A 23113-nucleotide genomic window follows, 5' to 3' on the forward strand; every position below is an offset into this window, starting at 1 on the left:
ATACCCTGATGCGGCGGCTATTTACTGGATTTTATCTTTGCCGTCACTCGGTGTGTCCTGAATAAAGACATTTACGTTATGCTGTTGAATTGCGTGCAGGTTGGCCAGATCGTTATCATCGACATACACTTTTTTGGTTAGCGGACGTTTGCCTTCCGAAAAATGCATATTCCCGACGTTCACATCGCGGATAGGTACCCCGCCCTCAACCAAACGGCGAGCTTCATCCGGTGTGCGACAGACGATAAAAATTTTCTGTTCAGCAGAGGCTTTGCCAATAACATCAATGGTTTTCTGAATGGAGAAGAAACGGATCCCTAACCCCATAGACTCGGCGGTCATCGACATAATTTGCTGTTGGAGTTTGTCCTGCGCGACACCGTCGTCGGCAACTAATAACAGGTTTGCCCCAAGAGATGAGGACCACGCCACGCCGACCTGACCGTGAACCAACCGGTTATCGATGCGTAACAGCAGAATGTTGGGTGATGCCATGGGTATTCTCCTACTTCTATTGCAAGCGAAACGACATTGACTGCAAGCAAAAACGACATTGTCGCTGTGTGTTGATTTGCACGCCGTCATCCCGACCACTGTTATCGGGGGAGCAAATAAAAGTGCAGGGAAGTCCAGCGCATAGCCAGTATATGAAGGGAAGAGAAGCGGTAGGCTACATGATGATATCGTTTTGTTACCCCGTTGATAGAAAGGGCGGCAGATGTTGCAAGCTTGAAAGATAATGCTGTAAAGCTGAAAGATTGAGTTTATCTGTGGGTTGTGACAGTAACCCCGCAGATGAGGTACTATCGCGGGCAGAAATCGACAATGAACTTGCGGTGCCGATCCGCTGAAGCCAGTGATCGCCATCCCAGAGTCTGAGGATAATTGAGTAATGAGTGATTTGACTCATGACGGTGCAGAACGCTTACCACTGCACACCTTTACTGAAAACGCCTATCTGAACTATTCCATGTACGTCATCATGGATCGGGCGTTGCCGTTTATCGGCGATGGTTTGAAACCGGTACAACGGCGTATTGTCTATGCGATGTCCGAACTGGGGCTAAACAATAGCGCCAAATTCAAGAAATCAGCTCGTACCGTGGGTGATGTGCTGGGTAAATACCATCCACATGGTGACAGTGCTTGCTATGAAGCGATGGTATTGATGGCGCAGCCTTTCTCCTATCGCTATCCGCTGGTGGATGGGCAAGGGAACTGGGGGGCACCGGATGACCCTAAATCCTTTGCCGCCATGCGTTATACCGAATCTCGTTTATCCAAATACGCTGAAGTTTTACTGGGCGAATTGGGGCAGGGGACGGTTGACTGGGTGCCAAACTTCGACGGCACCATGCAGGAGCCGAAAATGCTACCTGCGCGCCTGCCTAATATTCTGCTAAATGGTACTACGGGCATCGCCGTCGGTATGGCAACCGATATTCCGCCACATAACGTGCGTGAGATTGCACAGGCGGTGCTGGCACTGATTGATAAACCCACTGCTTCACTGGAAGAGTTGCTGGAATTTGTACAAGGGCCGGATTTCCCAACAGAAGCCGAAATTATCACGCCGCGTGATGAAATTCGTAAAATTTACCAGAATGGCCGTGGCTCAGTCCGTATGCGGGCGTTGTGGAAGAAAGAAGACGGCAGTGCGGTAATTACAGCGTTACCGCATCAGGTTTCTGGTGCCAAAGTGCTGGAACAGATCGCCAGCCAGATGCGTGCCAAGAAATTGCCAATGGTTGAGGATTTACGCGATGAATCTGACCATGAAAACCCTACTCGTCTGGTAATAGTTCCACGTACCAACCGGGTCGATCTGGATCAAGTGATGAACCACCTGTTCGCCACGACTGATCTGGAAAGAAGTTATCGTATCAATATGAATATGATCGGTCTGGATCATCGCCCATCAGTGAAAGGGTTATTAGAGATCCTAACTGAGTGGCTGGTATTCCGCCGCCAAACGGTACGTAACCGTCTGAATTACCGCTTGGAAAAGGTACTGAAACGGCTGCATATTTTAGAAGGTTTATTGATTGCCTTCCTTAATATTGATGAAGTTATTCATATCATCCGCACCGAAGATGAGCCAAAGCCACTGCTGATGCAGCATTTTGCCATTTCGGAAACGCAGGCTGAAGCTATCCTCGAATTGAAACTTCGCCATTTAGCCAAATTGGAAGAGGTGAAGATTCGTGGCGAGCAAGATGAATTAGCCAAAGAGCGTGATCAACTACAGGCATTATTGGCATCAGAACGTAAACTCAACACGCTGATTAAGAAAGAGATTCAAGCTGATGCGGCCGCTTACGGTGATGATCGCCGTTCACCATTGACCGAACGTGGTGAAGCCAAAGCGATGAGCGAACATGACATTGTCCCTTCAGAGCCGGTTACCATTGTACTGTCTGAAATGGGTTGGGTGCGCAGTGCCAAAGGCCATGATATTGATCCGAGTGGATTGAGTTATAAAGCGGGTGATAGTTTCCGTGCTGCGGCTCGCGGTATGAGTAACCAACCGGTGGTGTTTATTGATTCAACGGGCCGTAGTTATGCATTGGATCCGCTGACCTTGCCTTCTGCGCGTGGGCAAGGGGAGCCACTGACCGGTAAGCTGACTCCGCCGCCGGGAGCAACCATTGAACAGGTATTGATGGCACCGGATGACCAGAAATTATTGATGGCATCGGATGCCGGTTATGGCTTCGTCTGTACCTTTAATGATTTGGTTGCTAAAAACCGTGCAGGTAAGACCATGATAACCTTGCCGGAAAATGCCAAAGCGTTGACGCCGTTAGAAATTCATGGGCCGGATGACATGTTGTTATCTATTACTGCCGCCGGTCGTATGTTGATGTTCCCGGTCGCGGATCTGCCTGAGTTATCAAAAGGTAAGGGTAATAAGATAGTCTCCATCCCATCGGCACAAGCGGCTGCGGGTGAAGATCGTCTGGCATGGTTGTTTGTCCTGCCACCTCAGACCTCCATCACTCTTCATTTTGGTAAACGTAAGCTCACCTTGCGCCCAGAAGACTTACAGAAATTCCGGGCAGAGCGGGGTCGGAAAGGTTCGCCGTTACCACGTGGCTTGCAGCGTATTGATCGGGTTGATGTTGATGCGCCGCCAGTACCAACCAATACCGAAGAGTAATCGTCGCTAGAAATGAATGACCACCCGGCTTGAGTTGCCGTGGTGGTCATTATTATATTGTTAGTCAGGCATCACCCAGTGAATGTAACCGATGGCAGGCGCAATTTGCGTGCGTTGTCGCGTTACATAATTATGGCGATGAATCTGCGCGGTATTTTGTGGGTAAGCCGTTATACTAGCGTCGATCGCATGTCTAAGAGTGAGTGTTTAAGAGGTTGTTATGCTATTAATTTTGCGCACGGTGCTGGCAGTTTTATATTGTATTCTGGTGTGTGTGTTTGGTTCGATTTATTGCCTGTTTAGGCCACGAAACCCACGTAATCTTGCGACGTTCGCGCATCTGTTCGGTCGGATGTCGGTATTATTCGGGATTACAGTTGAACAACGTATCCCCAAGGAAGCGGCGGACTACGGTACCTGTATTTATATCGCCAACCATCAGAATAATTACGATATGGTCACCATGTCGAATGTGGTTCAGTCCGGTACGGTTACGGTGGGTAAAAAGAGCCTGCTGTGGGTGCCTCTGTTTGGTCCGCTATATTGGCTGACCGGTAACCTGCTCATTGATCGTGATAACCGCGCCAAGGCGCATGGCACTATTGCTCAGGTGGTTGAGCAGGTCAAAAAAAGAAATGTTTCTATCTGGATGTTCCCGGAAGGTACACGTAGCCGTGGCCGTGGGTTATTGCCATTTAAGACCGGTGCTTTCCATGCCGCTATAGCTGCTGGTGTGCCTATTGTGCCTATTTGCGTGTCCAGCACCAATAATATCAATTTAAACCGCTGGTCAAATGGCAAAGTCATTGTAGAGATAATGCCGCCCGTTGATACCAGTGGTTATGGCAAAGAGCGCGTGCGTGAATTATCGGAACATTGCCGTAACCTGATGCTGGCTAAAATTGAGCAGCTCGATGCCGAAATTGCCCAACAGGCAGAGCAGCAAGCGGCGGGAAAATAATACTATTGGCTTTTATTGATAGGTTATTGCGTGGCTTGTTTTGATTAAAGTAAATTTTGGCTTTCCATTTAAACGACTCTGGTCGTGAGCGTTTTGCCGTCCTTCAGCGTTATTCGCAGTCAGGCAAAATTTTGCAGTAGGTTTGATTGTGGTTTTCACGGAGAAGATATGTCACTCAGTCGTCGCCAGTTCATTCAGGCTACGAGCTTAGCGCTAGGCGCAGGTTCGCTGCCATTGAGGGCACAGGCTAATAGTACCCAGCAACCCCCGTTACCGGTTCCACCCTTATTGGAGTCTCGTCGTGGGCAACCGCTGTTTTTGACGCTACAGCGTGCACATTGGGCATTCAGCGGCGGTCAGAAAGCCGCAGTCTGGGGGATTAACGGCATGTATCTGGGGCCGACTGTCAGGGTTTTCAGCGGCGATGATGTGAAGCTGATTTATAGCAACCGTCTGGCTGAACCGGTATCCATGACAATCAGTGGGTTGCAGGTTCCTGGTACCCTAATGGGTGGCGCGGCACGTATGATCTCCCCTGGTGTTGACTGGTCGCCGGTATTGCCGGTACGGCAAGCGGCCGCAACCTGTTGGTACCACGCCAATACCCCTAACCGTATGGCACCTCATGTGTATAACGGACTGGCAGGGATGTGGCTGGTGGAAGATGAAATTAGTAAAGCGATGCCATTGCCGAGTCATTATGGTGTCGATGATTTCCCGATTATTATTCAGGACAAGCGGCTTGATAATTTTGGCGTGCCAGAATATGACCCGCCAGCCAAAGGTGGCTTTGTTGGCGATACATTGCTGGTCAATGGGGTGCAAAGCCCGTTTGTCGAAGTCTCCCGTGGTTGGGTTCGATTACGTCTATTAAATGCCTCTAACGCTCGTCGCTACATCTTGCAACTCAGTGATGGCCGCCCTTTGCATGTTGTTGCCAGTGATCAGGGCTTCTTGCCTGCGCCCGTGGCCGTACAGCAGCTTTCGCTGGCTCCCGGTGAGCGGCGCGAAGTGGTGATTGATATGTCACAAGGCAATGAAGTCTCTATCACGGCGGGTGAATCTGCCGGTATCATGGATAGGCTCCGTGGGCTGTTCGAACCCTCAAGTATTTTGATTTCTACGCTAGTGCTAACATTAAAACCAACCGGTTTATTGCCGCTGGTGACCGATAATCTGCCGATGCGTTTATTAGCCGACCAGATTCTGGATGGCAACGTGATTCGTTCCCGTGAGTTCCGTTTGGGTGATGATTTACCGGGCATTAACGGCGCTATTTGGGATATGAGCCGTGTGGATGCTCAGGCCCAGCAAGGGACTTGGGAGCGCTGGACTCTGCATGCCGATATGCCACAGGCATTCCATATTCAAGGGGTCTCCTTCCTGGTGAAGAATGTCAACGGCGCGCCGGCGATGGCCGAGGATCGCGGCTGGAAGGATACTGTTTGGGTTGATGGTGATGTAGAGCTACTGGTGTATTTCAATCAGGTTTCCTCTGAGCACTTCCCGTTCTTGTACTACAGCCAGACACTTGAGATGGCGGATCGTGGTTCTGCGGGGCAGTTAGTGACACAGGCTGCACCAACACTTGGCTAAGGCGTTAGGTTAAGGGTTACCGGGTTCGGTTGATATAAGATTAGTGCTTACTTGGCCTCAGATGAGCAAAGAGCGAATATCAACCGCAACCTAATCCACTCTACATTCACTCACTTGATGGTGTGAGCTTGGTAATCAAAAGATATATCCTTCCTCTTTACGTGGAGAAATGCGTATAATCGCCGCCCGGTGATGATTTCTTAACCCGAACCACCTCAACTTTCCCCAATTCAAAGAGTGTTGCCATGAGTACCAGCTTGATCCAACCAGAACGTGACCTGTTTTCCTATCAGCCTTATTGGGCTGAATGTTATGGCACCGCGCCATTCTTACCCATGTCACGGGAGGAAATGGATATATTGGGCTGGGACAGTTGCGACATTATTGTTGTCACCGGCGATGCCTATGTGGATCACCCCAGCTTTGGCATGGCGATCATTGGTCGTATGCTGGAGGCGCAAGGCTTCCGGGTTGGAATTATTGCTCAGCCGGACTGGACCAATAAAAACGATTTCATGCGGTTGGGTGAACCCAATCTGTTCTTCGGCGTTACGGCTGGCAACATGGACTCGATGATCAACCGTTATACAGCCGATCGTAAGTTGCGCCACGATGATGCCTATACGCCGGATAATCAAAGCGGTAAGCGACCTGATCGGGCCACTTTAGTCTATAGCCAGCGCTGTAAAGAAGCGTATAGCCATGTGCCGGTATTGCTCGGCGGTATTGAGGCCAGCTTGCGCCGCATTGCTCATTATGACTATTGGTCTGATACTGTGCGCCGTTCGGTTATCGTGGATGCCAAAGCAGACATGTTGGTCTACGGCAATGGCGAACGGCCTTTGGTTGAAGTGGCCCATCGCCTGGCGGCGGGTGAGAAAATTGCCGATATTCAGGATGTTCGCAACACGGTTGTGATGCGCAAAACTGCATTACCGGGCTGGAGTGGGGTTGATTCTACTCGCCTGGACAAACCAGGGCGTATTGAAGCCATTCCCAATCCGTACGGTGAAGATCTGCCGTGCGCCACTGATAGCATTCCTGAATCTGAAGCTAAACCGGTTACTGTTCGTGCCGCCAAACCCAAACCATGGGAAAAGACCTACGTCTTGCTGCCTTCTTATGAAAAAGTGAAAGCAGACAAAGTGTTATATGCCCACACCTCGCGGATTTTGCATCATGAAACCAACCCCGGTTGTGCACGGGCCTTGATGCAAAAACATGGTGATCGCTATATTTGGATTAACCCACCGGCTATTCCACTGAGTACGGAAGAGATGGACAGCGTGTTTGCGCTACCCTACCAGCGTGTGCCGCACCCAGCCTATGGCAAATCGCCGATCCCCGCCTATGACATGATTCGCTTCTCGATCAACATTATGCGTGGTTGCTATGGCGGCTGTTCATTCTGCTCTATCACTGAGCATGAAGGGCGTATTATTCAAAGCCGCTCTGAAGATTCTATTATTCGTGAAATCGAAGAGATTCGCGACAAAGTCCCTGGTTTTACCGGTATTATCTCTGATCTTGGTGGCCCAACGGCTAACATGTATATGCTGCGCTGCCAGTCGCCAAGGGCAGAACAGACCTGTCGCCGTGCATCCTGTGTTTATCCTGAGATTTGCCCACATATGGATACTAACCATCAGCCGACTATCTCTTTGTACCGCCGGGCACGTGATCTTAAAGGGATTAAAAAGATCCTGATCGCCTCGGGGGTCCGCTATGACTTGGCAGTAGAAGATCCGCGCTATATCAAAGAATTAGCCAGCCATCATGTGGGTGGATATTTGAAAATTGCACCGGAACACACCGAGGAAGGGCCACTTTCCAAAATGATGAAACCGGGAATGGGCAGCTATCAGCGCTTTAAAGAGTTGTTTGATACCTATTCCAAGCAGGCAGGTAAAGAGCAGTATTTGATCCCTTATTTCATCTCTGCCCATCCGGGCACTGAGGATAAAGATATGGTCAATTTGGCGCTATGGCTGAAGAAAAACCGTTTCCGTCTGGATCAGGTACAGAACTTCTACCCGTCGCCACTGGCTAACTCTACGACCATGTATTACACCGGTAAGAACCCGCTGGCGAAAGTGGATTATAAAAGTGAAGACGTCGTTGTACCGAAAGGGGATCGCCAGCGGCGGTTACATAAGGCCTTGCTGCGTTATCATGATCCGGCTAACTGGCCAATGATCCGTACTGCATTAGAGGAGATGGGGTTGCAACATTTGATTGGCAGCCGCCGGGAATGCCTGGTTCCGGCAGCGACAATCGAGGAGCAACGTGAAGCTCGTCGGGCGCTGCGCCACCATACTCCGGCCCTGACGAAGCACACTGCTATCACCCGCCAGCGTCAACCAGGTAGCCGAAGCACAACGTCTGCTATCAGCAAAAAACCGCAGGTTGCCAGTAGTACGCCAGTGGCAAAACCGTCAGTAAGCAAAACCGGGGCGAGAAAATCCCCGGTAAATCAGACGGCTACTGGCGCAAAGGGCAAAGCTAAGCATCATTAAACTGAATACATCGCCTTGAACTCAGTTGTCAGACCCGAAAACATCCGGGTCTGGCCCGAGGCGTTTATTGCTGTCTAACTTCGAAATTGCCGTCAGTTCATCTTTATGCAATTTAAAATCAAACACTTCAAAGTTTTCCTTGATACGCGCCGGTGTTACCGATTTCGGGATAACGATCAACCCACAATCGAGATGCCAGCGGATCACCACCTGTGCAGGTGTTTTATTGTATTTTTGCGCTAACTGGCGAATAACGGTTTGATCGAAAACGCCCTCACCACCTTGGGCCAGCGGGCTCCAGGATTCGGTTGCAATATGATGGGTGGCATTCCACGAATGGAGCTGGCGCTGCTGTAGCAGTGGATGTAGCTCAATCTGATTGACGGTTGGCGCCACACCCGTTTCATCAATCAGCCGTTGCAGATGAGGAATCTGGAAGTTACAGACACCAATGCTGCGAATTAAACCTTGTTCTTTCAATGTGATCAGTTCACGCCAGGCACTAACGTAGTGATCCTGTGTTGGGTTGGGCCAATGGATCAGATAGAGATCGACATAATCGAGCTGAAGTTTGCTCAGGCTCTCTTCCAGTGCTTTTTTCGGATCCTGCTGACTGTCATTCCACAGTTTAGTGGTAATAAATAGCTCATCACGAGCCACACCCGCCGCCTTCAGTGCCGAGCCGACACCCTGTTCATTTTTATAAATCGCCGCAGTATCGACAGAGCGATAGCCCACCTCGAGTGCTTTGCTGACAGCAAGCTGTGTTTCTTCAATCGTTGCTTGCCAAACGCCAAGGCCAAGTTGTGGCATCAGGTTGCCATCGTGCAATTTGATAATGGGTTGTGTTGCCATGTCTATCTCCTTCGCTGACTGATTGGGCTGTGTTTGCCCTGTTTACCCGTAATGTAAGTTTAGTCGTGATCATTCTATTTATGATCTTGCTAGCGATTAATCATGTGTGAGAAGTATCAAAATGTGCACAGATCTATCGGCGATCTGCCACTGAGAGATGAACAGCAAAATGCGTGGTAATAAGCTAAAGCCTAGCAGTTAATAACGATAGCACCCTTTTAACGGTAAGTGAAAAGAGTAAGTAGATGTTGAACAGAAGGCATCCTGTTCAACGATGCCTTCTGTGTTGAAAACTGTAAACCGGGCTGATGCTATTATTAGACCGCAGCTTCGTAGATACGTTTACTATCAGCTAAAGTGATATCACTGTGTTCGCCAAGCTGAGTCATACCGTGCTCTTCCAGTTTTTTAATCAAATCAGGAATAGAACTGCCATCCAGTTTGTAGGCCGACAGACGAGTAGCAACGCCCATGCTTTCAAAGAAATGACGGGTAGCTTCAATTGCGGCATCGATGCGGTGCTCTTCGCTACCGTCACGCAGGCCCCAGACACGCTCCGCGTATTGCAGCAGTTTGGCGCGCTTTTGTTGCTTCTTCGCCACTAACAGAGCGGGCAGTACTACCGCCAGCGTCTGAGCATGGTCCAGACCATGGCGGGCGGTCAGTTCGTGGCCTAACATGTGTGTCGCCCAGTCTTGTGGCACACCGGCCCCAATCAGGCCGTTTAATGCCATAGTGGCACTCCACATAATATTGGCGCGCACATTGTAGTTTTCTGGCTCCGCCAATGCTTTCGGACCTTCCTCAATCAGGGTTAACAACAGCCCTTCAGCAAAGCGATCCTGCACTTTTGCATCAACCGGGTAAGTCAGATATTGCTCAATGGTATGTACAAAAGCATCGACAACACCGTTCGCGACTTGGCGCGGTGGCAAAGTATAAGTGACAACCGGGTCCAGCACGGCAAACAGTGGCTGGACAAAGGGTGAGAAGAAGTGCTGCTTATCACCGGTTTCACGGCGGCTGATAACTGCGCCATTGTTAGCTTCAGAACCGGTAGCAGGCAGGGTCAGCACTGAACCCATTGGCAGTGCTTCTTTAATATCGCTGCCAGTGGTTTGCAGAATATGCCATGGTTCTTGTGGGTAATTGACGCCAGCGGCGATGAATTTGGTGCCATCTAATACTGATCCCCCTCCCACCGCTAGCAGGAAGTCGATTTTCTCTGCCCGGCAAAGCGCAACAGCTTTCATCAGGGTTTCATAGGTTGGATTCGGCTCAATACCGCCAAACTCCAGGAAATCAAAGCCTTTCAGTGCCTGATGGACTTGATCCAGCACACCATTTTGTTTGATGCTGCCGCCGCCATAGGTAATCAAGATGCGGGCATCAGCAGGAATTTCTTTACTCAATTGTGCTATCTGGCCAGTACCGAACAGCACTTTAGTGGGGGTATGGAGGGTAAAGTTTTGCATTATTTGTCTTCCAGCTTATGGGTGATGAACAATTATGGTAATCAAAACGCGACGTATTAGCCGGTGATGCAATGATTGTTTATTGCCGTACCATTGGCAGCCATTGTCGGCAACTTGGCGCGATACCTCAATGCACATTTCTGCCTTGCTCTTGCCTATTTCTCCAAAGCACTGTAGAAAATACGGTAAATATTGCACAATTTATATCTGATCGTTTTAGTTGCTAGATTGTCTCAGATAACGCCAGTAAGTGAGAGTATATGGTTGAGGTTAATGATATTCAGGCACAGATGGCCGAAAAAATTACGCGTTTGGCGAAGGGGAATGGCTTAACGCCCTCTGCTGTGCCACGGGTGAAAATTTTGTACTCCACAGTGCACCAGCCACGCACTCCGGTAATGTACACCCCCAGTGTAGTCATCATATTCCAGGGGCACAAAGTGGGTTATCTGGGCAGTAAAGTGTTTCAGTATGATCCGAAAAATTACCTTATTCTGACGGTTCCACTGCCGTTTGAATGTGAAACTTTTGCCAGCCCTGAAATACCTCTGGCCGGAATATCGATTCATATAGACAGCCAGATGCTACAGGATTTGCTGATAGATATCGGTGATGATGAGCTGGATAAACCGTTCGGTAATACCTCTGGCGTCAATTCATCGGCGCTGACCGAAGAGATGCTGTGTGCCACCGAGCGCTTATTGGATGTGATGTCCAATCCCCGTGATGCCAGAGTGCTCGGCCCACAAATTGTGCGGGAAATTCTCTACTATGTGCTGTGTGGTCAGTGCGGAGGAGCCTTGCAGGCGCTGGTTAACCGCCATGGGCACTTTAATCAAATTACCAAAACCTTGCGGCGTATTGAAAATCAATTTGCAGATAATCTTAATGTTGAGCAATTAGCGGCAGATGTGAACATGAGTGTTTCGGCGTTTCATCATAACTTCAAAGCCGTCACTAACACCTCGCCACTGCAATATCTCAAATCTTACCGGTTGCATCGCGCACGAATGATGATGTTGCACGATGGGCTAAAAGCCAGTACCGCAGCCAACAAAGTAGGGTATGAGAGTGCTTCACAGTTCAGTCGTGAGTTTAAACGCTATTTTGGTCTCACACCCAGTGAAGAGGTCGCTAAACTGCGGACTAACTGATTTTACGGCCCAGCGAATAATGGCAATAAAAAACGGCGCGGTGAGCGCCGTTTAACTGCTTAAGTCACGAGGCAAACACAGGGTTACTCAGTGACACTTTTACGTTTACACCACACCAACACCAGGGTGCCGACCAAACCAATCAGCAACAACACTATTGGTAAAATCATCAGTGCTGTCATTACCTGGTTTTCATAGTGCTTAACGAATGGGATATGACTTAGCGCGAAACCTAACCCAACGACACTCCCCACCCATAGCAGCCCGCTTAACCAATTAAAGAACTGAAAACGTGCACTGTTCAGGCCAGAAATACCCGCCAGCGTTGGCAGTAAAGTCCGTACAAAAGCGAGAAAACGGCCAATTATCAGGGCCGCCAAACCATGGCGTACAAACAGAGTATGGGCGCGTTGCCGATAATGAACCGGTAGCTGTAACAGCCACCTTTTAACTATTTTAGTATCGCCTAACCACAGCCCTTGCAGGTAACTGAGCCAACAACCCAAACTGGCCGCAGTGGTTAAAATTATCATGGTCGGTAAGAACCCCATGACTCCCTTGGCAATTAATGCACCCGCCAATAGCAACAAACTATCACCGGGGAGGAAAGAAGCCGGTAGCAAACCGTTTTCTAAAAATAGGGTGGTAAAGAGAATGCCGTAAATGACCCAAATCACATTCGGATCGGCAAGTTTACTAAAATCCTGCTGCCATAAGGCATGAAGGATTTCGCGTAATACATCCATTTCTGTTCCTGTTTGCCTAGCGTGTGAGGATATTGTTGTAAGGACTGGTCTAGTGTATCCGTAATGGCGCGGATCCACATTGATCTTATCCTCAATAATCGAATTTTTGAGGGATATATACGTGTCGTTGAGACTATTTGTGTAAGAGAGGATTAATGCGCGGATATTGTTACCGCGCATTAACAAATCAATCGTTCAGAAACCCTTACTGCACTGTTTTGATGCGCTCAAATCCTGCGGCCAAATCGTCCTGCAAATCTTGCACATTCTCCAGACCAATATGTAGACGGAACAGTGTGCCTTTTATCCCGTCCCCTTCATACTGACGAATGGCACGGATATTCTCCGGTTGATAACCCAGAATCAAGGATTCAAAACCGCCCCATGAAAAGGCCATACTGAAGTGGGTGAAATGGTCGAGATAAGCCTCTAACTGTTGCTGACTTAACTCTTCTTTTAATTCAAAAGAGAACAAGCCATTACAGCCATTGAAGTCTCGTTTATAGAATTCATGGCCTTTGCAGCTTGGCAGGGCAGGGTGATAGACAGTGGCAACTTCCGGGCGCTGAGCCAGCCAGTTAGCAATTTCAATACTGCTTTTCTCGTGCTGTTTTAAACGCACACCCAGTGTGCGCAATCCACGGCTAGCAAGATAAGCTGTGTCAGCATCAACCATTTGCCCCATCAGATAAGAGTCTTCACGCAGTTGCTCCCAACAACGCGCGTTGGCAACGGCAATCCCCAGCATCGCATCAGAATGACCAATGATGTATTTAGTTCCTGATTGGATAGAGATATCAATACCAAAATCCAGTGCTTTAAACAGCACACCCGCAGCCCAGGTGTTGTCCATCATAATAATGATGTCTGGTGCAACGGCCCGGATAGCTTGCACCATTGCCGGAATATCTTGTACTTCCATGGTGATGGAACCGGGTGACTCAAGGAATACCACTTTGGTTTTTGGGGTAATTAATGAGTCGATCCCAGCACCTATCATCGGATCAAAATAGGTCGTGGTGATATTCATGCGTGATAAAATTTTATCGCAAAAACTTTGGGCCGGCTCATAAGCAGAACCGGTCATTAGCACATGGTCACCCGTTGCGACAAATGACAAAATTGCGTTGCTGATAGCCGCGGCACCGCAAGGATAAAGGACGCAACCTGCGCCACCTTCCAGCTCTGTCATCGCCTCTTGCAGCGAGAAGTGAGTCAGGGTGCCTCGGCGGCCATAGAATAATTCGCCTTTTCCCCGATTGATAGTGGCATGCTTCTTCGCTTTTACCGAGTCGAAAACCAGCGATGAAGCCCGCTGGATCACCGTATTCACTGAGCCTTGAGTAAATCGTTTACTTCTGCCCGCACTGACTAAGGCTGTTTCCAGTTTTTCTGTCGTTTCTTTGTTTGCAGACATGATCGTGTCGTCACCTTTACATAGGATATGCTGTAGTTCCAGAGCCAGCATTCATTTTAGAGATATATTCCTTACGTTAGCATGATGATTGTTATGTGGGGGCAGCTTTCACCATGAAAAAAACTAAAGAGAGCGACGCGCTGTTTTCTGACAGTTTGTAATGGAGAAATTCTGTGTAAGTGGCAAAACAAGGGATTTATTAAGGAGTCTTGGTGAGAGTTCTTTAGTTCAATCAATTACTTCTTATCTTTATATCTAATGTTATCGGCATGGAATAATTAAGGTCGCTATCATTTCTATTAATTTACATAATTGTTTCAATCAGAATAATTCTCTTTCATTCTTAAAAAATCGTCTCAAATACTAATGATAATTACTATCAATCCCCGATTTGTTTGATATGATCGGCACCTGATTTCGTCCTTAAATTGATCTGCATATTGGGTGGAGGCACAGCGTGAAAATAGCTGGCAAAGAGATTAAAGATAAATCATTCGTGCAAGGCCGGATGATAGCAGGCGTAATGGCATTATTGCTGGTGGCCGGTTTGGCAGGCCATGTACAGGCCGCGCCAGGCAACAGCAGTGCAGTCGCTGCATCTGTTGCCACACCAACGGCAACATCAACACCGTTACCTGCGCCGGAAATCACCCCAGTCGCGGCAACTCCTGCTAATGCAGACGATGTTGCCCCTGCCACATCAGCGGTTCAGCCACTAACAGCTCCAGCACCACAAGGGTTGGCAATGGACTTATCTGTTTGGGGCATGTATCAACATGCCGACGTGGTGGTTAAAGGGGTGATGATTGGTCTGGTGTTAGCCTCAATCGTAACCTGGACTATTTTGTTCTCCAAAGGTACCGAGTTATTCCGTGCTCGCCGCCGTTTGCAGCAAGAACATGAAGTTATCGGGGCTGTGACTGATATGGATACCGCGTCTGAGCGGGCGGAGGCTTTTAGCACCGATAGCATTAGTGCCTTACTGCTACGAGAAGCGCAAAACGAGCGCCTATTGTCGACAGAATCCAATGATAACAATGGCATTAAAGAGCGTACGGCTTTCCGGTTGGAACGCCGTGTAGCAGCCATTGGTCGCCAAATGGGTAAAGGCAATGGGTTCCTGGCTACTATCGGTGCAATCTCACCGTTTGTCGGGTTGTTTGGCACCGTATGGGGCATTATGAACAGCTTTATTGGTATTGCTCATTCGCAAACCACCAATCTGGCTGTTGTTGCACCGGGTATCGCCGAAGCCTTGCTGGCAACGGCGTTAGGTCTGGTCGCAGCAATCCCTGCGGTAGTTATCTACAATATATTTGCTCGCTTAATTGGTAGTTACCGTGCACAGGTGGGTGACGTTGCCGCCCAAGTATTGCTGCTATTAAGCCGCGACCTTGATCTGGCGAGCAGCGCTGAGGCAAAGTCATCTAAGCATCCTCACCAATTGCGTGCGGGGTGATTTATGGCTATGCGCATGAATGACAATCTTGATGAAAGCGGTGAATTACACGAAATCAACGTGACACCCTTTATCGATGTAATGTTGGTACTGCTGATAATCTTTATGGTGGCAGCACCATTGGCAACAGTCGATATTAAAGTGGATTTACCGGCGTCTTCAGCGGTACCACAGCCACGGCCGGAAAAACCGGTATTCCTGACAGTTAAAGCCGATAATCAGCTTTATGTCGGTGACCAGCAGGTTGACCGCGATACCCTGGCGGCAGCGTTGGATAAAATGACGCAATCTAATAAAGAAACCACCATTTTCTTCCAGGCGGATAAAGTGGTGGATTATGAAACCCTGATGAGCGTGATGGATGCGCTACGCAAATCAGGTTATCTCAAGGTTGGCTTAGTCGGTATGGAAGCGGGCGGCGCGAAATAATCAAAACAGGTGCGGTGAATGTCACCGCACCTGATCATCAGTTTTTAGGTATATTACTGCCAACTTCAGGCGTTTTTGTTGAGCTCAATGCCTGACGGAGGCTGGCTTCTAACTCATGAGCATTGTATGCCTCATAATAATTGCCTTCACCGACACACTTGTTCCAATCAATGTTATATGACTTATTTGTTGTTTTATGTTCTTCTGAGTATCCAATAGCAATAAATGCCATTCTGATATTATTTTCTTTTATTTTATCGCACATTTCTTTTTCCATAAGCGTTGATGTAATTGTAATGCCATTACCACTGTCACTGCCGTCAGACAGAATGATCATTAACTTGTTACTATTTGTAGAATTCGATTCTTTCAGTAATTTATTTCCAGCTAATATCCCAGAGCTTACTAATGTATCGCCCGCAACTTCTTGCTCTATATTTCTCTGAATATTATCATTGGTTAGATCATCAGAACTTAAAGTATAAGCATTTGATGTTTTTAGACAATAGGAATTGAATATAACATCATCTATAGGTATGTTAATAAAATCATGAGGGGCGGTGGTATTAGTAATAGAGTTAATGGTCTTATCGTAGTCAATATTATTTTCTATAGTACACATGGTCTGATCTTCTATGTCTTTGTCACAGACTTTAACATTTTTAAGATAATCACCCAATGGCATATACGTTTTAGGGACGAAAGGGAAGTGGCAATATATTCTTTTCTGAACGGCATGATCTTCGATAGTTTTAGTTCCCCATGTAAATGGAACAAATCCAATAGTCTTAACACTGTCATTTCTCAATATGGTGTCATTTAAACTTTTAAATATTCTTCTTAATGTATCTATTTTTTTAGTTGATTCTCCATTATTAAATGACTCATCCATTGAAGTGGAATAATCTACAACAAAAACCACATCTATTTTCTCTATCGGCGCACTGATTATGTTTTTTCGTGCCGTTCCCCTATCTGTTGCACTTATCATTGCACCTAAATTGGTTAACGAATTGTTAGATAAAAATTGGGCGGAGTAGCTCATATTGATCTCAGCCGCATATTCAATCCTGTCATTATTATTGATTATATCGATAGTGGGTACTGAAAATATTTCTGCTGGCAGGTAAGCATGAGCATAAGAACTCACTACGGCTTCATTCTGCGCTATTTGAGTTACACTCGGAATGCTATTATTATTTTCTACGGTCAGTGCTAATGTTGCTTGCTCCATTGCATCTGAGAGTTTAGCTTTTTTTTGTAAAAAATGAGTTAGCTCAAAAGAAAAAAATATTAGCCCAACAATCAGAGGTGAAAATATAATAAATGGCAATAAGATAGCCCCTTGCTCATTTTTTATCAATGACACCAATAGTCGTACTTTAACGTGAGTAAATTTATTTTTTATCATAAATAACCTTTGTTTTATAAATAAGTTCATCCTCGCCAGGATTAACGCTCGATAGTTATCGCTGATGACCTTAATATAGGGGTGGGTTCTATCTGACTAAACAACGCTTGATACCCTGTGGGGGCAGGCACGCATAAGGTCACCTGGTACAGTGGCACCCATCGGCCGCGATTACTGTAAGGTGATAAATCGGCCATTTCACGCAATGACCTAATGGGGTGACAAGTACCGATGCTAAACTCTTCACTCTTAGTATCATTAATAATCTTATTACCAGGTGCTGCTGATTCCGCGGGATTAAAATGTAATGTTTCAACTGTTATCGCGAAATCATCACTGGATATACCCGAGGTTAATAGCATATTTCTCGCCAGAGTTGTTAAATCATTAATATTATTTTGAGTTAGTATTTCATCATCAGAATATAATCTGTTCCTTTCCCGAATTATTCCGGCAAGCGAATATGATATTCGATCCAGTTTACCTAAGGCTGATTGATATTCAGTCACTGAAATCAATAGTTTTATTAATAGCATTATTATGAAAATGACAAATGAAAACTCAATAATAGCTGAGCCATTGTTGTTTTTAATAAAGTCTATATTATTGATTTTCTTGTACAAAAATCACCTCGCGTGATAACTGGATATTAGCCCAGTGTGAGGAAATAGGGAAAAAAAGAGGGTGATAGATATAAGTTACTGTGTATTTGGCCAGTGGCGACGTTTCGGAGCCTGAGTATATCTGATTAATGAGATCAGATATATTATTGCTAAATTCTACAGTAGTATTAATCGCATTATTATTTGTTATGAAAGCACCTAAAATACCATTCTGAGCATTTAAACTTTGCCTCAATATGGCACTATTACTGTCCTCTCTATTCTTAGTCGATTTTACTGCTTCTGAAACCGCCAGATCTAAACTGGCAGAGATATAGAGCAAACGGCTTATCTCTGCACAGGAGAGTAACGTCAATAAAAATAGAACAAAGACTACCGTAAACTCAATAGTAACCGACCCCTCATTTGAACAGGAGAATTGCTCTCTCATCTTACTCATTTACGCACCTTTATCACTTAATCTCTCTTGCTGAAGGCTCTGAACTTGACTTAGGGCGAGTATTAACTCATCCGGGTCTTTAGCCATTTTTTCAGCAATAATGATTTTTTTTGCATAGGTTGTATCACCGAGTTGAATCAGTGAAAAGACCAGGTTATGTAACCTTAAAGAGCTTTTTTTACCCGCCAAATAATCAGGTAATAATATTCTCACTGCATCGCTATAACGGTTATCAAGCATTGCTACTACAGCAAGATTATTCATTGCCGTCTCATCAGGAATAAATAAGGCCCGCGATTTTTCAATAGCCACTTCTGCTTTACGCACTTTACCACTATTAGCCAATACAATGCCGTGTAAGTTGTGAGCTTCTGCATTATTAGGAGAAATAGTTAATAATTTATTTATAACTGTTATGGCATTTGTCGAATCATTATTATTAATCAGGTTTTTGGCTTGCAAAATATATATAGACTCACTCGGCTTGTTAATCATCGGTTGTAAATAATATAAAGATGACTTGGTGTCGCCGGTAAGATAGTAGGCGTTAGCCAGTTTTAGCCTTATCGTATCATCTTCTTTTTGTTTTAATTTTGTTCGGTATAAAGTGATCAATCCGGCATGATTATTTGCTTTTAGCAAGATACTCTCACGATATAGAAACTCTTTATTACTTATACCACTATTCAAGGAGCAACCACTTATCATAAAAATTAAAAGTGAAGTGGTAATGGTTTTTTTACATTGTTTGTACATATTTGAGTAACTCCAAAACGCTAGGTGCTATAACTAACACAACAAAAGGAATAAGAATAAAAAGAAACATAGGGAAAGTCAGTTTTGTTGATAGCTTACTGTTTTTCTCTTCTGTAACTAACAATTGCATTTCTCTCATGTCTTGGGAGAGTTTTATTAGTTGTTCATAAACGGTTGAGCCGAAACTGATGCTGTACTGTAGTGCACTGCAAAACATTTTTATTTCTATTTCAGTTGAAAGTTGTTGAAATTCTTTAATCGCACTCTCTAGCCCATTAATTTCTGCGCGCTTAGTTATTTTTTCTACAATCAAACTTAAATCAATATTGATTAATTTGAATCTTTTAGCCGTATAGCTTAGTGCGCTATCTATAGTCATTCCTGATTGGACACAGGCAGCAGTAATATCGATAAAAAAGGGTAGTGAATTTAACATATTTTTTATTTTTTTATTCACAATATTTCTGATAATAACTTTTGGTAGATATATAGTTGCTATCAGCATAAGTAAACAAATCATAATGAAACTCATGCTACTCGTCGCGATGAAGCTAGTTTTCACTAATATAGTTATCACTATCAGAAATAGCGAAATAATCAATATCTTTAAATAAGTCACCTTTTGAAGTATATAAGGTAATTTTATAAAAGAAGATAGATCAATTTCTTTTTTGTTTTCTGACTTTTTTATTTCACGTTTAGAGGATAAAACATGGTCATTGTTAATTTTATTATATACTTCTTTCTTATTGTATTTTTTCTTGCTAATGAGTAATGAGATAAAACCAAATAGTACCATGGCAATAAAAATTATATTCATAGTGCTTTCCTAAGCATTGACCTTATCAGTGCTATCCCAATTATCTCGCTGGAGATAATATAATAAAAAATAATCCTACCAGTAGGATGGTTCCACATTGACTCAATAGTCGTTGGATCCATAAAGTAAAGAAAAAGAGAGAATACAAAAGGTATGATAGAGAGAATATTTACTGACATCCGTGTTTGTGCCGTCATAACGGCTTTCTTCTGTTCGGATGTTTTGCTTTTTGTTATCACTTGGGACAATCGACTGGTAAGTTCTCTTAATTGCCCACCTTGTTGCAAGTTAAGTAAAATGATGGTGATAAGAAAGTAAAATTCGGGGTAGCGAAAGCGTTGATAGGCATCATAAAAAACAATTTCAGGAGACTCTCCCACATTCAATCGGCGGCAAATAAGGCTTAATTCATTCCCTAATGGCCCACCGACCTCTTTCCCACAACGTTCTAATACCTGGTTAATGCTGGCACCGCTACTGGCCGCCATATTAATCATCAACAAGACCTCTGGGAAATCTCTTTTAAATAGCTTGTGATTATTTTTACGCGAAAAGCGTATTTGAAAAAATATGATACTGAACAAAATAAATGTCAATACCACCAGAGTATTTATCCCAAACCATGTTTTATTTATAATGTAAATGCATATTGCATAACCGATAGGCATGGTTATATGCATTTTATTTTTGTTTTTATTAATGCTTAATAAATACTTAATCCATTCATTGACTATCTTTTTTAGTAATGACGTAAGGAAAAAATCATTGATAGTGGTTTTTTTGGGGTTTTTACTTATGGTCTTCTTTATTTTTATCCATTTTAAGTTAATGAGTAAAAGTAATAGAATCCCAGATAAAAGTATTATATTGTAAATCATTATTTCACCGTGGAAAAAATACTACTTAGTTCATTTGATAAGCTGTATATATCAGCATTCACCCTCACAGCGGATCGGCTGAATAAACCATGATTAATAAATTCGCCTTGGATTTTTCCCTGTTCGTCACGCTCTTTGGACGGTTCAAATGAGAATATATTTTGTAATACGACATTGTCCCCTTCCATTCCCATAATTTCACTTATATGGCGTACTTTTCGTGAACCATCATTCATGCGTGAAACTTGCACAATGAGATTGATGGCGGAAGCAATATTTCGGCGAATAGTAAATATGGGCATATTAACTGGCCCCATCATGATCATGCTTTCGAGTCGGGCAATAGCATCGCGGGGAGAATTAGCATGTAAGGTGGACATAGAGCCATTATGGCCGGTATTCATAGCCTGAAGCATTTCAAATGTTTCCTCGCCACGGCACTCCCCGATAATGATCCTGTCGGGGCGCATTCGTAGTGAGTTTATCACTAAGTCTCGCATCGTGATTTGCCCAGTATTCTCTAGCCCGGCGAGTCGTGTCTCCATTCGAACTACATGGGGTTGTTCAAGATTTAACTCGGCGGCATCTTCTAAGGTGATAACTCTTTCGTTTTCAGAAATATATTTTGATAATGCGTTGAGCAGTGTTGTTTTTCCTGAGCCTGTGCCACCAGAGATAATAATATTGACCCGGCAACTGGCAGCAATGATCAAAAAATTAGCCATATCACTGCTCATGGCACCCATATTAACCAGATCTTCTAGTTTTCGTTTGTTGGTACTGAATTTTCGAATCGAAAGTGCCGTGCCATCCAATGTGATTGGGCCGATTGCCACATTGATTCGGCTACCATCAATTAGGCGTGCATCCGCTAACGGTCTACCTTCATCAATACGGCGATTGACTCTTTGCATCAGGCGTTTGGCAATATCAGTCAGTTGATTGTTATTAATAAAACGGCGGTTGGTTAAGGTTAGCAACCCATAACGTTCAACAAATATCTTTTCAGGGCCATTGACCATAATATCGCTAATAGACTCATCTTCCATCAGTTCTCTTAACGGGCCAAAACCGGTAATCTCATCGGCTATCGTTGCAATAATATCTTTTTGTTGCTGAGTGTTTAATCTATATTCATTGTCATTAAATAAATCATCGTATGTTTGTGAAAGTAAATCAAAAAGTTTGTCATAATCATCAACCAGATGTTCTACTTTATCGATATCAATGTTAGCCAGCATTTTTTCTCGTATTTTTTCTTGGATGATTAATGATATTTTCATTTTTAACTTTTACCTTTTAGAAGCTTTCTTAACCATGATTTTCTTTTGTTTGATAAATCAATGGTTATGCCTAATGTGTATTTTGCCAATTCGGTTATTATGGTTTTCTTTCGGCCAAAGTAATTTTTATCACTTAATGATTCCGTTGTTTTATGTATGAAAGGGATTCGTATATCTATCTTACGCCCAAGTAATGACGGGATGTCGGAAGTATCCAGCATATCTCTTGTTATTGGTCTGCTTGCATTTAAACAGACTAATAGTCGGGTTGCTTGCCTGTTGTCTCGTTTAAATTTTTCATAAATATCAATAAACGTTTTAGCGACACGGACTGACATCATACTATTATCGAGCAATACGATAATGCAATTAGCGTGTTCTATATAATCAGTGAGTTTTTCTTTCGGTACGTTATGAATCGGTTGATCAAATACAATAAAATTGTGTTTTATATCTCTGTGTCCATCAATTTCAGCTATATCTTTCCCTTTACCGAACATAAGAGATAAATTATTTTGATATTCGGTTATTTCTGTAACCATCTTTTTTTCTGTAACAAGATCAAGATCCTGAGATCCATTATTGCCCTGTAATAATAGAGTTGGTGATTGCTTTATCTGTGTGATAGCGGTTGCTAAGTGATAACTGAGTAGGGTGGTCCCGATGCCTCCCTTACAGCCCAATATACTGATAAAAAAGGCTTTTCTTTCAGACTCTATCGGGATGCCTTTGAGTAAATGTTGTGTCAACTCAGACAACTGTGACTTTATATTTAAGTATAGTATTCCACGTTGAATGAATTGTTGAGCGATACCAATTGAATCAATATCGCCAACTAAAACACACCAACAGTCACGCGGGATAATAATTTTTATTAAATCTAATGTTTTTTCAATATTATCATTACTCCCGATATCAATAATAGCACCAATAGTTTTATCGGATAAATTTATTTTTGGTACGAGAAAAATATTCTCATCAAATGATTTAATATCATTAATATCGGCAAGCCTGACTTTCTCCGCGGTTTCTTCGCGCAGCCATTCTCTGCTGGAAATAATAGCAATGGTGTTTTTTATCTTATTATTTTTTTTGTTTATTGCATCTTTGTTAAGAATTAATTGCATATGTCACC

The 23113-nt window shown here is 44.5% G+C and carries 20 protein-coding genes; 7 read left to right on the plus strand and 13 right to left on the minus strand.

What is annotated here, in order from left to right:
* Positions 1-21: 21 nt before the first annotated feature.
* Positions 22-495 (minus strand): PTS galactosamine transporter subunit IIB, encoded by a 474-nt coding sequence (agaB, locus tag Q2T71_RS21705; protein WP_372560494.1) that lies wholly within the window; start codon positions 493-495, stop codon positions 22-24.
* A gap of 397 nt (positions 496-892) precedes the next feature.
* Here agaB and parC point away from each other — a divergent pair, with 397 nt between their 5' ends.
* From parC to Q2T71_RS21725, 4 genes are all read left to right on the plus strand, one after another.
* Positions 893-3160, plus strand: a complete 2268-nt coding sequence (parC, locus tag Q2T71_RS21710) for a DNA topoisomerase IV subunit A (protein WP_005188260.1) — start codon at positions 893-895, stop codon at positions 3158-3160.
* 220 nt (positions 3161-3380) lie between these two features.
* Positions 3381-4121 carry a 1-acylglycerol-3-phosphate O-acyltransferase gene (locus Q2T71_RS21715; protein ID WP_083162401.1) on the plus strand — a complete coding sequence of 247 codons (741 nt, stop codon included), beginning with the start codon at positions 3381-3383 and terminating at the stop codon, positions 4119-4121.
* Positions 4122-4289: 168 nt separating this feature from the next.
* Positions 4290-5717: a cell division protein FtsP gene (gene ftsP, locus Q2T71_RS21720; protein WP_372560495.1), complete on the plus strand. Its 1428-nt coding sequence runs from the start codon at positions 4290-4292 to the stop codon at positions 5715-5717.
* Between the two features lie 245 nt (positions 5718-5962).
* The gene (locus Q2T71_RS21725; RefSeq protein WP_372560496.1) at positions 5963-8233 is read left to right on the plus strand and encodes a YgiQ family radical SAM protein; all 2271 of its coding nucleotides are present in this window, start codon (positions 5963-5965) and stop codon (positions 8231-8233) included.
* Between the two features lie 21 nt (positions 8234-8254).
* Here Q2T71_RS21725 and dkgA read toward each other — a convergent pair whose 3' ends face one another.
* Together dkgA and yqhD are read right to left on the minus strand one after the other, a co-directional pair.
* Positions 8255-9088 (minus strand): 2,5-didehydrogluconate reductase DkgA, encoded by an 834-nt coding sequence (gene dkgA, locus Q2T71_RS21730; protein WP_372560497.1) that lies wholly within the window; start codon positions 9086-9088, stop codon positions 8255-8257.
* 317 nt (positions 9089-9405) lie between these two features.
* On the minus strand, positions 9406-10563 hold the full coding sequence (gene yqhD / locus Q2T71_RS21735; RefSeq protein ID WP_372560498.1) for an alcohol dehydrogenase: 1158 nt from the start codon (positions 10561-10563) through the stop codon (positions 9406-9408).
* A gap of 260 nt (positions 10564-10823) precedes the next feature.
* Between yqhD and Q2T71_RS21740 the strand changes: the two genes are divergently transcribed.
* On the plus strand, positions 10824-11717 hold the full coding sequence (locus Q2T71_RS21740) for an AraC family transcriptional regulator N-terminal domain-containing protein (protein WP_372560499.1): 894 nt from the start codon (positions 10824-10826) through the stop codon (positions 11715-11717).
* A gap of 83 nt (positions 11718-11800) precedes the next feature.
* On the opposite strand, the gene Q2T71_RS21745 is transcribed toward Q2T71_RS21740, so the two are convergent.
* The gene (locus tag Q2T71_RS21745) at positions 11801-12463 is read right to left on the minus strand and encodes a DedA family protein (protein WP_083162413.1); all 663 of its coding nucleotides are present in this window, start codon (positions 12461-12463) and stop codon (positions 11801-11803) included.
* Between the two features lie 205 nt (positions 12464-12668).
* Positions 12669-13880, minus strand: a complete 1212-nt coding sequence (gene metC / locus Q2T71_RS21750) for a cystathionine beta-lyase (RefSeq protein WP_372560500.1) — start codon at positions 13878-13880, stop codon at positions 12669-12671.
* Between the two features lie 457 nt (positions 13881-14337).
* Between metC and exbB the strand changes: the two genes are divergently transcribed.
* Together exbB and exbD are read left to right on the plus strand one after the other, a co-directional pair.
* Positions 14338-15339: a tol-pal system-associated acyl-CoA thioesterase gene (gene exbB, locus Q2T71_RS21755; RefSeq protein ID WP_372560501.1), complete on the plus strand. Its 1002-nt coding sequence runs from the start codon at positions 14338-14340 to the stop codon at positions 15337-15339.
* A 3-nt stretch (positions 15340-15342) separates the two neighbouring features.
* Complete coding sequence (exbD, locus tag Q2T71_RS21760) at positions 15343-15768, plus strand: TonB system transport protein ExbD (RefSeq protein WP_048617754.1); 426 nt, start codon at positions 15343-15345, stop codon at positions 15766-15768.
* Between the two features lie 37 nt (positions 15769-15805).
* On the opposite strand, the gene Q2T71_RS21765 is transcribed toward exbD, so the two are convergent.
* Genes Q2T71_RS21765 through Q2T71_RS21800 form a run of 8 tightly spaced genes read right to left on the minus strand, consistent with a single transcriptional unit; the run spans position 15806 to position 23105 of the window.
* A complete protein-coding gene (locus Q2T71_RS21765; protein ID WP_372560502.1) occupies positions 15806-17179 on the minus strand; it encodes a TadE/TadG family protein in 1374 nt (457 codons plus the stop codon).
* 41 nt (positions 17180-17220) lie between these two features.
* Positions 17221-17802 (minus strand): tight adherence pilus pseudopilin TadF, encoded by a 582-nt coding sequence (gene tadF, locus Q2T71_RS21770; protein ID WP_372560503.1) that lies wholly within the window; start codon positions 17800-17802, stop codon positions 17221-17223.
* Positions 17783-18241: a TadE/TadG family type IV pilus assembly protein gene (locus Q2T71_RS21775; protein ID WP_372560504.1), complete on the minus strand. Its 459-nt coding sequence runs from the start codon at positions 18239-18241 to the stop codon at positions 17783-17785. The genes tadF and Q2T71_RS21775 overlap by 20 nt, the downstream gene beginning before the upstream one ends.
* Positions 18242-18997 carry a tetratricopeptide repeat protein gene (locus Q2T71_RS21780; RefSeq protein WP_372560505.1) on the minus strand — a complete coding sequence of 252 codons (756 nt, stop codon included), beginning with the start codon at positions 18995-18997 and terminating at the stop codon, positions 18242-18244.
* Positions 18981-19817: a type II secretion system F family protein gene (locus Q2T71_RS21785; protein WP_372560506.1), complete on the minus strand. Its 837-nt coding sequence runs from the start codon at positions 19815-19817 to the stop codon at positions 18981-18983. Before Q2T71_RS21785 ends, Q2T71_RS21780 begins: the two co-directional genes overlap by 17 nt.
* Positions 19814-20695 (minus strand): type II secretion system F family protein, encoded by an 882-nt coding sequence (locus Q2T71_RS21790; RefSeq protein WP_372560507.1) that lies wholly within the window; start codon positions 20693-20695, stop codon positions 19814-19816. Before Q2T71_RS21790 ends, Q2T71_RS21785 begins: the two co-directional genes overlap by 4 nt.
* Complete coding sequence (locus Q2T71_RS21795) at positions 20695-21978, minus strand: CpaF family protein (RefSeq protein WP_372560508.1); 1284 nt, start codon at positions 21976-21978, stop codon at positions 20695-20697. The genes Q2T71_RS21790 and Q2T71_RS21795 overlap by 1 nt, the downstream gene beginning before the upstream one ends.
* 2 nt (positions 21979-21980) lie before the next feature.
* Positions 21981-23105: a pilus assembly protein CpaE gene (locus Q2T71_RS21800; protein ID WP_372560509.1), complete on the minus strand. Its 1125-nt coding sequence runs from the start codon at positions 23103-23105 to the stop codon at positions 21981-21983.
* Between the last annotated feature and the right edge of the window lie 8 nt (positions 23106-23113).

Source organism: Yersinia sp. 1652 StPb PI (assembly GCF_041538345.1).
GTDB lineage: Bacteria > Pseudomonadota > Gammaproteobacteria > Enterobacterales > Enterobacteriaceae > Yersinia > Yersinia enterocolitica_E.

Excerpts from the sequence above, each read along its gene's own strand:
- agaB (WP_372560494.1), bottom strand. The coding sequence starts at position 495 with ATGGCATCACCCAACATTCTGCTGTTACGCATCGATAACCGGTTGGTT.
- parC (WP_005188260.1), top strand. The coding sequence starts at position 893 with ATGAGTGATTTGACTCATGACGGTGCAGAACGCTTACCACTGCACACC.
- Q2T71_RS21715 (WP_083162401.1), top strand. The coding sequence starts at position 3,381 with ATGCTATTAATTTTGCGCACGGTGCTGGCAGTTTTATATTGTATTCTG.
- ftsP (WP_372560495.1), top strand. The coding sequence starts at position 4,290 with ATGTCACTCAGTCGTCGCCAGTTCATTCAGGCTACGAGCTTAGCGCTA.
- Q2T71_RS21725 (WP_372560496.1), top strand. The coding sequence starts at position 5,963 with ATGAGTACCAGCTTGATCCAACCAGAACGTGACCTGTTTTCCTATCAG.
- dkgA (WP_372560497.1), bottom strand. The coding sequence starts at position 9,088 with ATGGCAACACAACCCATTATCAAATTGCACGATGGCAACCTGATGCCA.
- yqhD (WP_372560498.1), bottom strand. The coding sequence starts at position 10,563 with ATGCAAAACTTTACCCTCCATACCCCCACTAAAGTGCTGTTCGGTACT.
- Q2T71_RS21740 (WP_372560499.1), top strand. The coding sequence starts at position 10,824 with ATGGTTGAGGTTAATGATATTCAGGCACAGATGGCCGAAAAAATTACG.
- Q2T71_RS21745 (WP_083162413.1), bottom strand. The coding sequence starts at position 12,463 with ATGGATGTATTACGCGAAATCCTTCATGCCTTATGGCAGCAGGATTTT.
- metC (WP_372560500.1), bottom strand. The coding sequence starts at position 13,880 with ATGTCTGCAAACAAAGAAACGACAGAAAAACTGGAAACAGCCTTAGTC.
- exbD (WP_048617754.1), top strand. The coding sequence starts at position 15,343 with ATGGCTATGCGCATGAATGACAATCTTGATGAAAGCGGTGAATTACAC.
- Q2T71_RS21765 (WP_372560502.1), bottom strand. The coding sequence starts at position 17,179 with ATGATAAAAAATAAATTTACTCACGTTAAAGTACGACTATTGGTGTCA.
- Q2T71_RS21775 (WP_372560504.1), bottom strand. The coding sequence starts at position 18,241 with ATGAGTAAGATGAGAGAGCAATTCTCCTGTTCAAATGAGGGGTCGGTT.
- Q2T71_RS21780 (WP_372560505.1), bottom strand. The coding sequence starts at position 18,997 with ATGTACAAACAATGTAAAAAAACCATTACCACTTCACTTTTAATTTTT.
- Q2T71_RS21785 (WP_372560506.1), bottom strand. The coding sequence starts at position 19,817 with ATGAATATAATTTTTATTGCCATGGTACTATTTGGTTTTATCTCATTA.
- Q2T71_RS21790 (WP_372560507.1), bottom strand. The coding sequence starts at position 20,695 with ATGATTTACAATATAATACTTTTATCTGGGATTCTATTACTTTTACTC.
- Q2T71_RS21795 (WP_372560508.1), bottom strand. The coding sequence starts at position 21,978 with ATGAAAATATCATTAATCATCCAAGAAAAAATACGAGAAAAAATGCTG.
- Q2T71_RS21800 (WP_372560509.1), bottom strand. The coding sequence starts at position 23,105 with ATGCAATTAATTCTTAACAAAGATGCAATAAACAAAAAAAATAATAAG.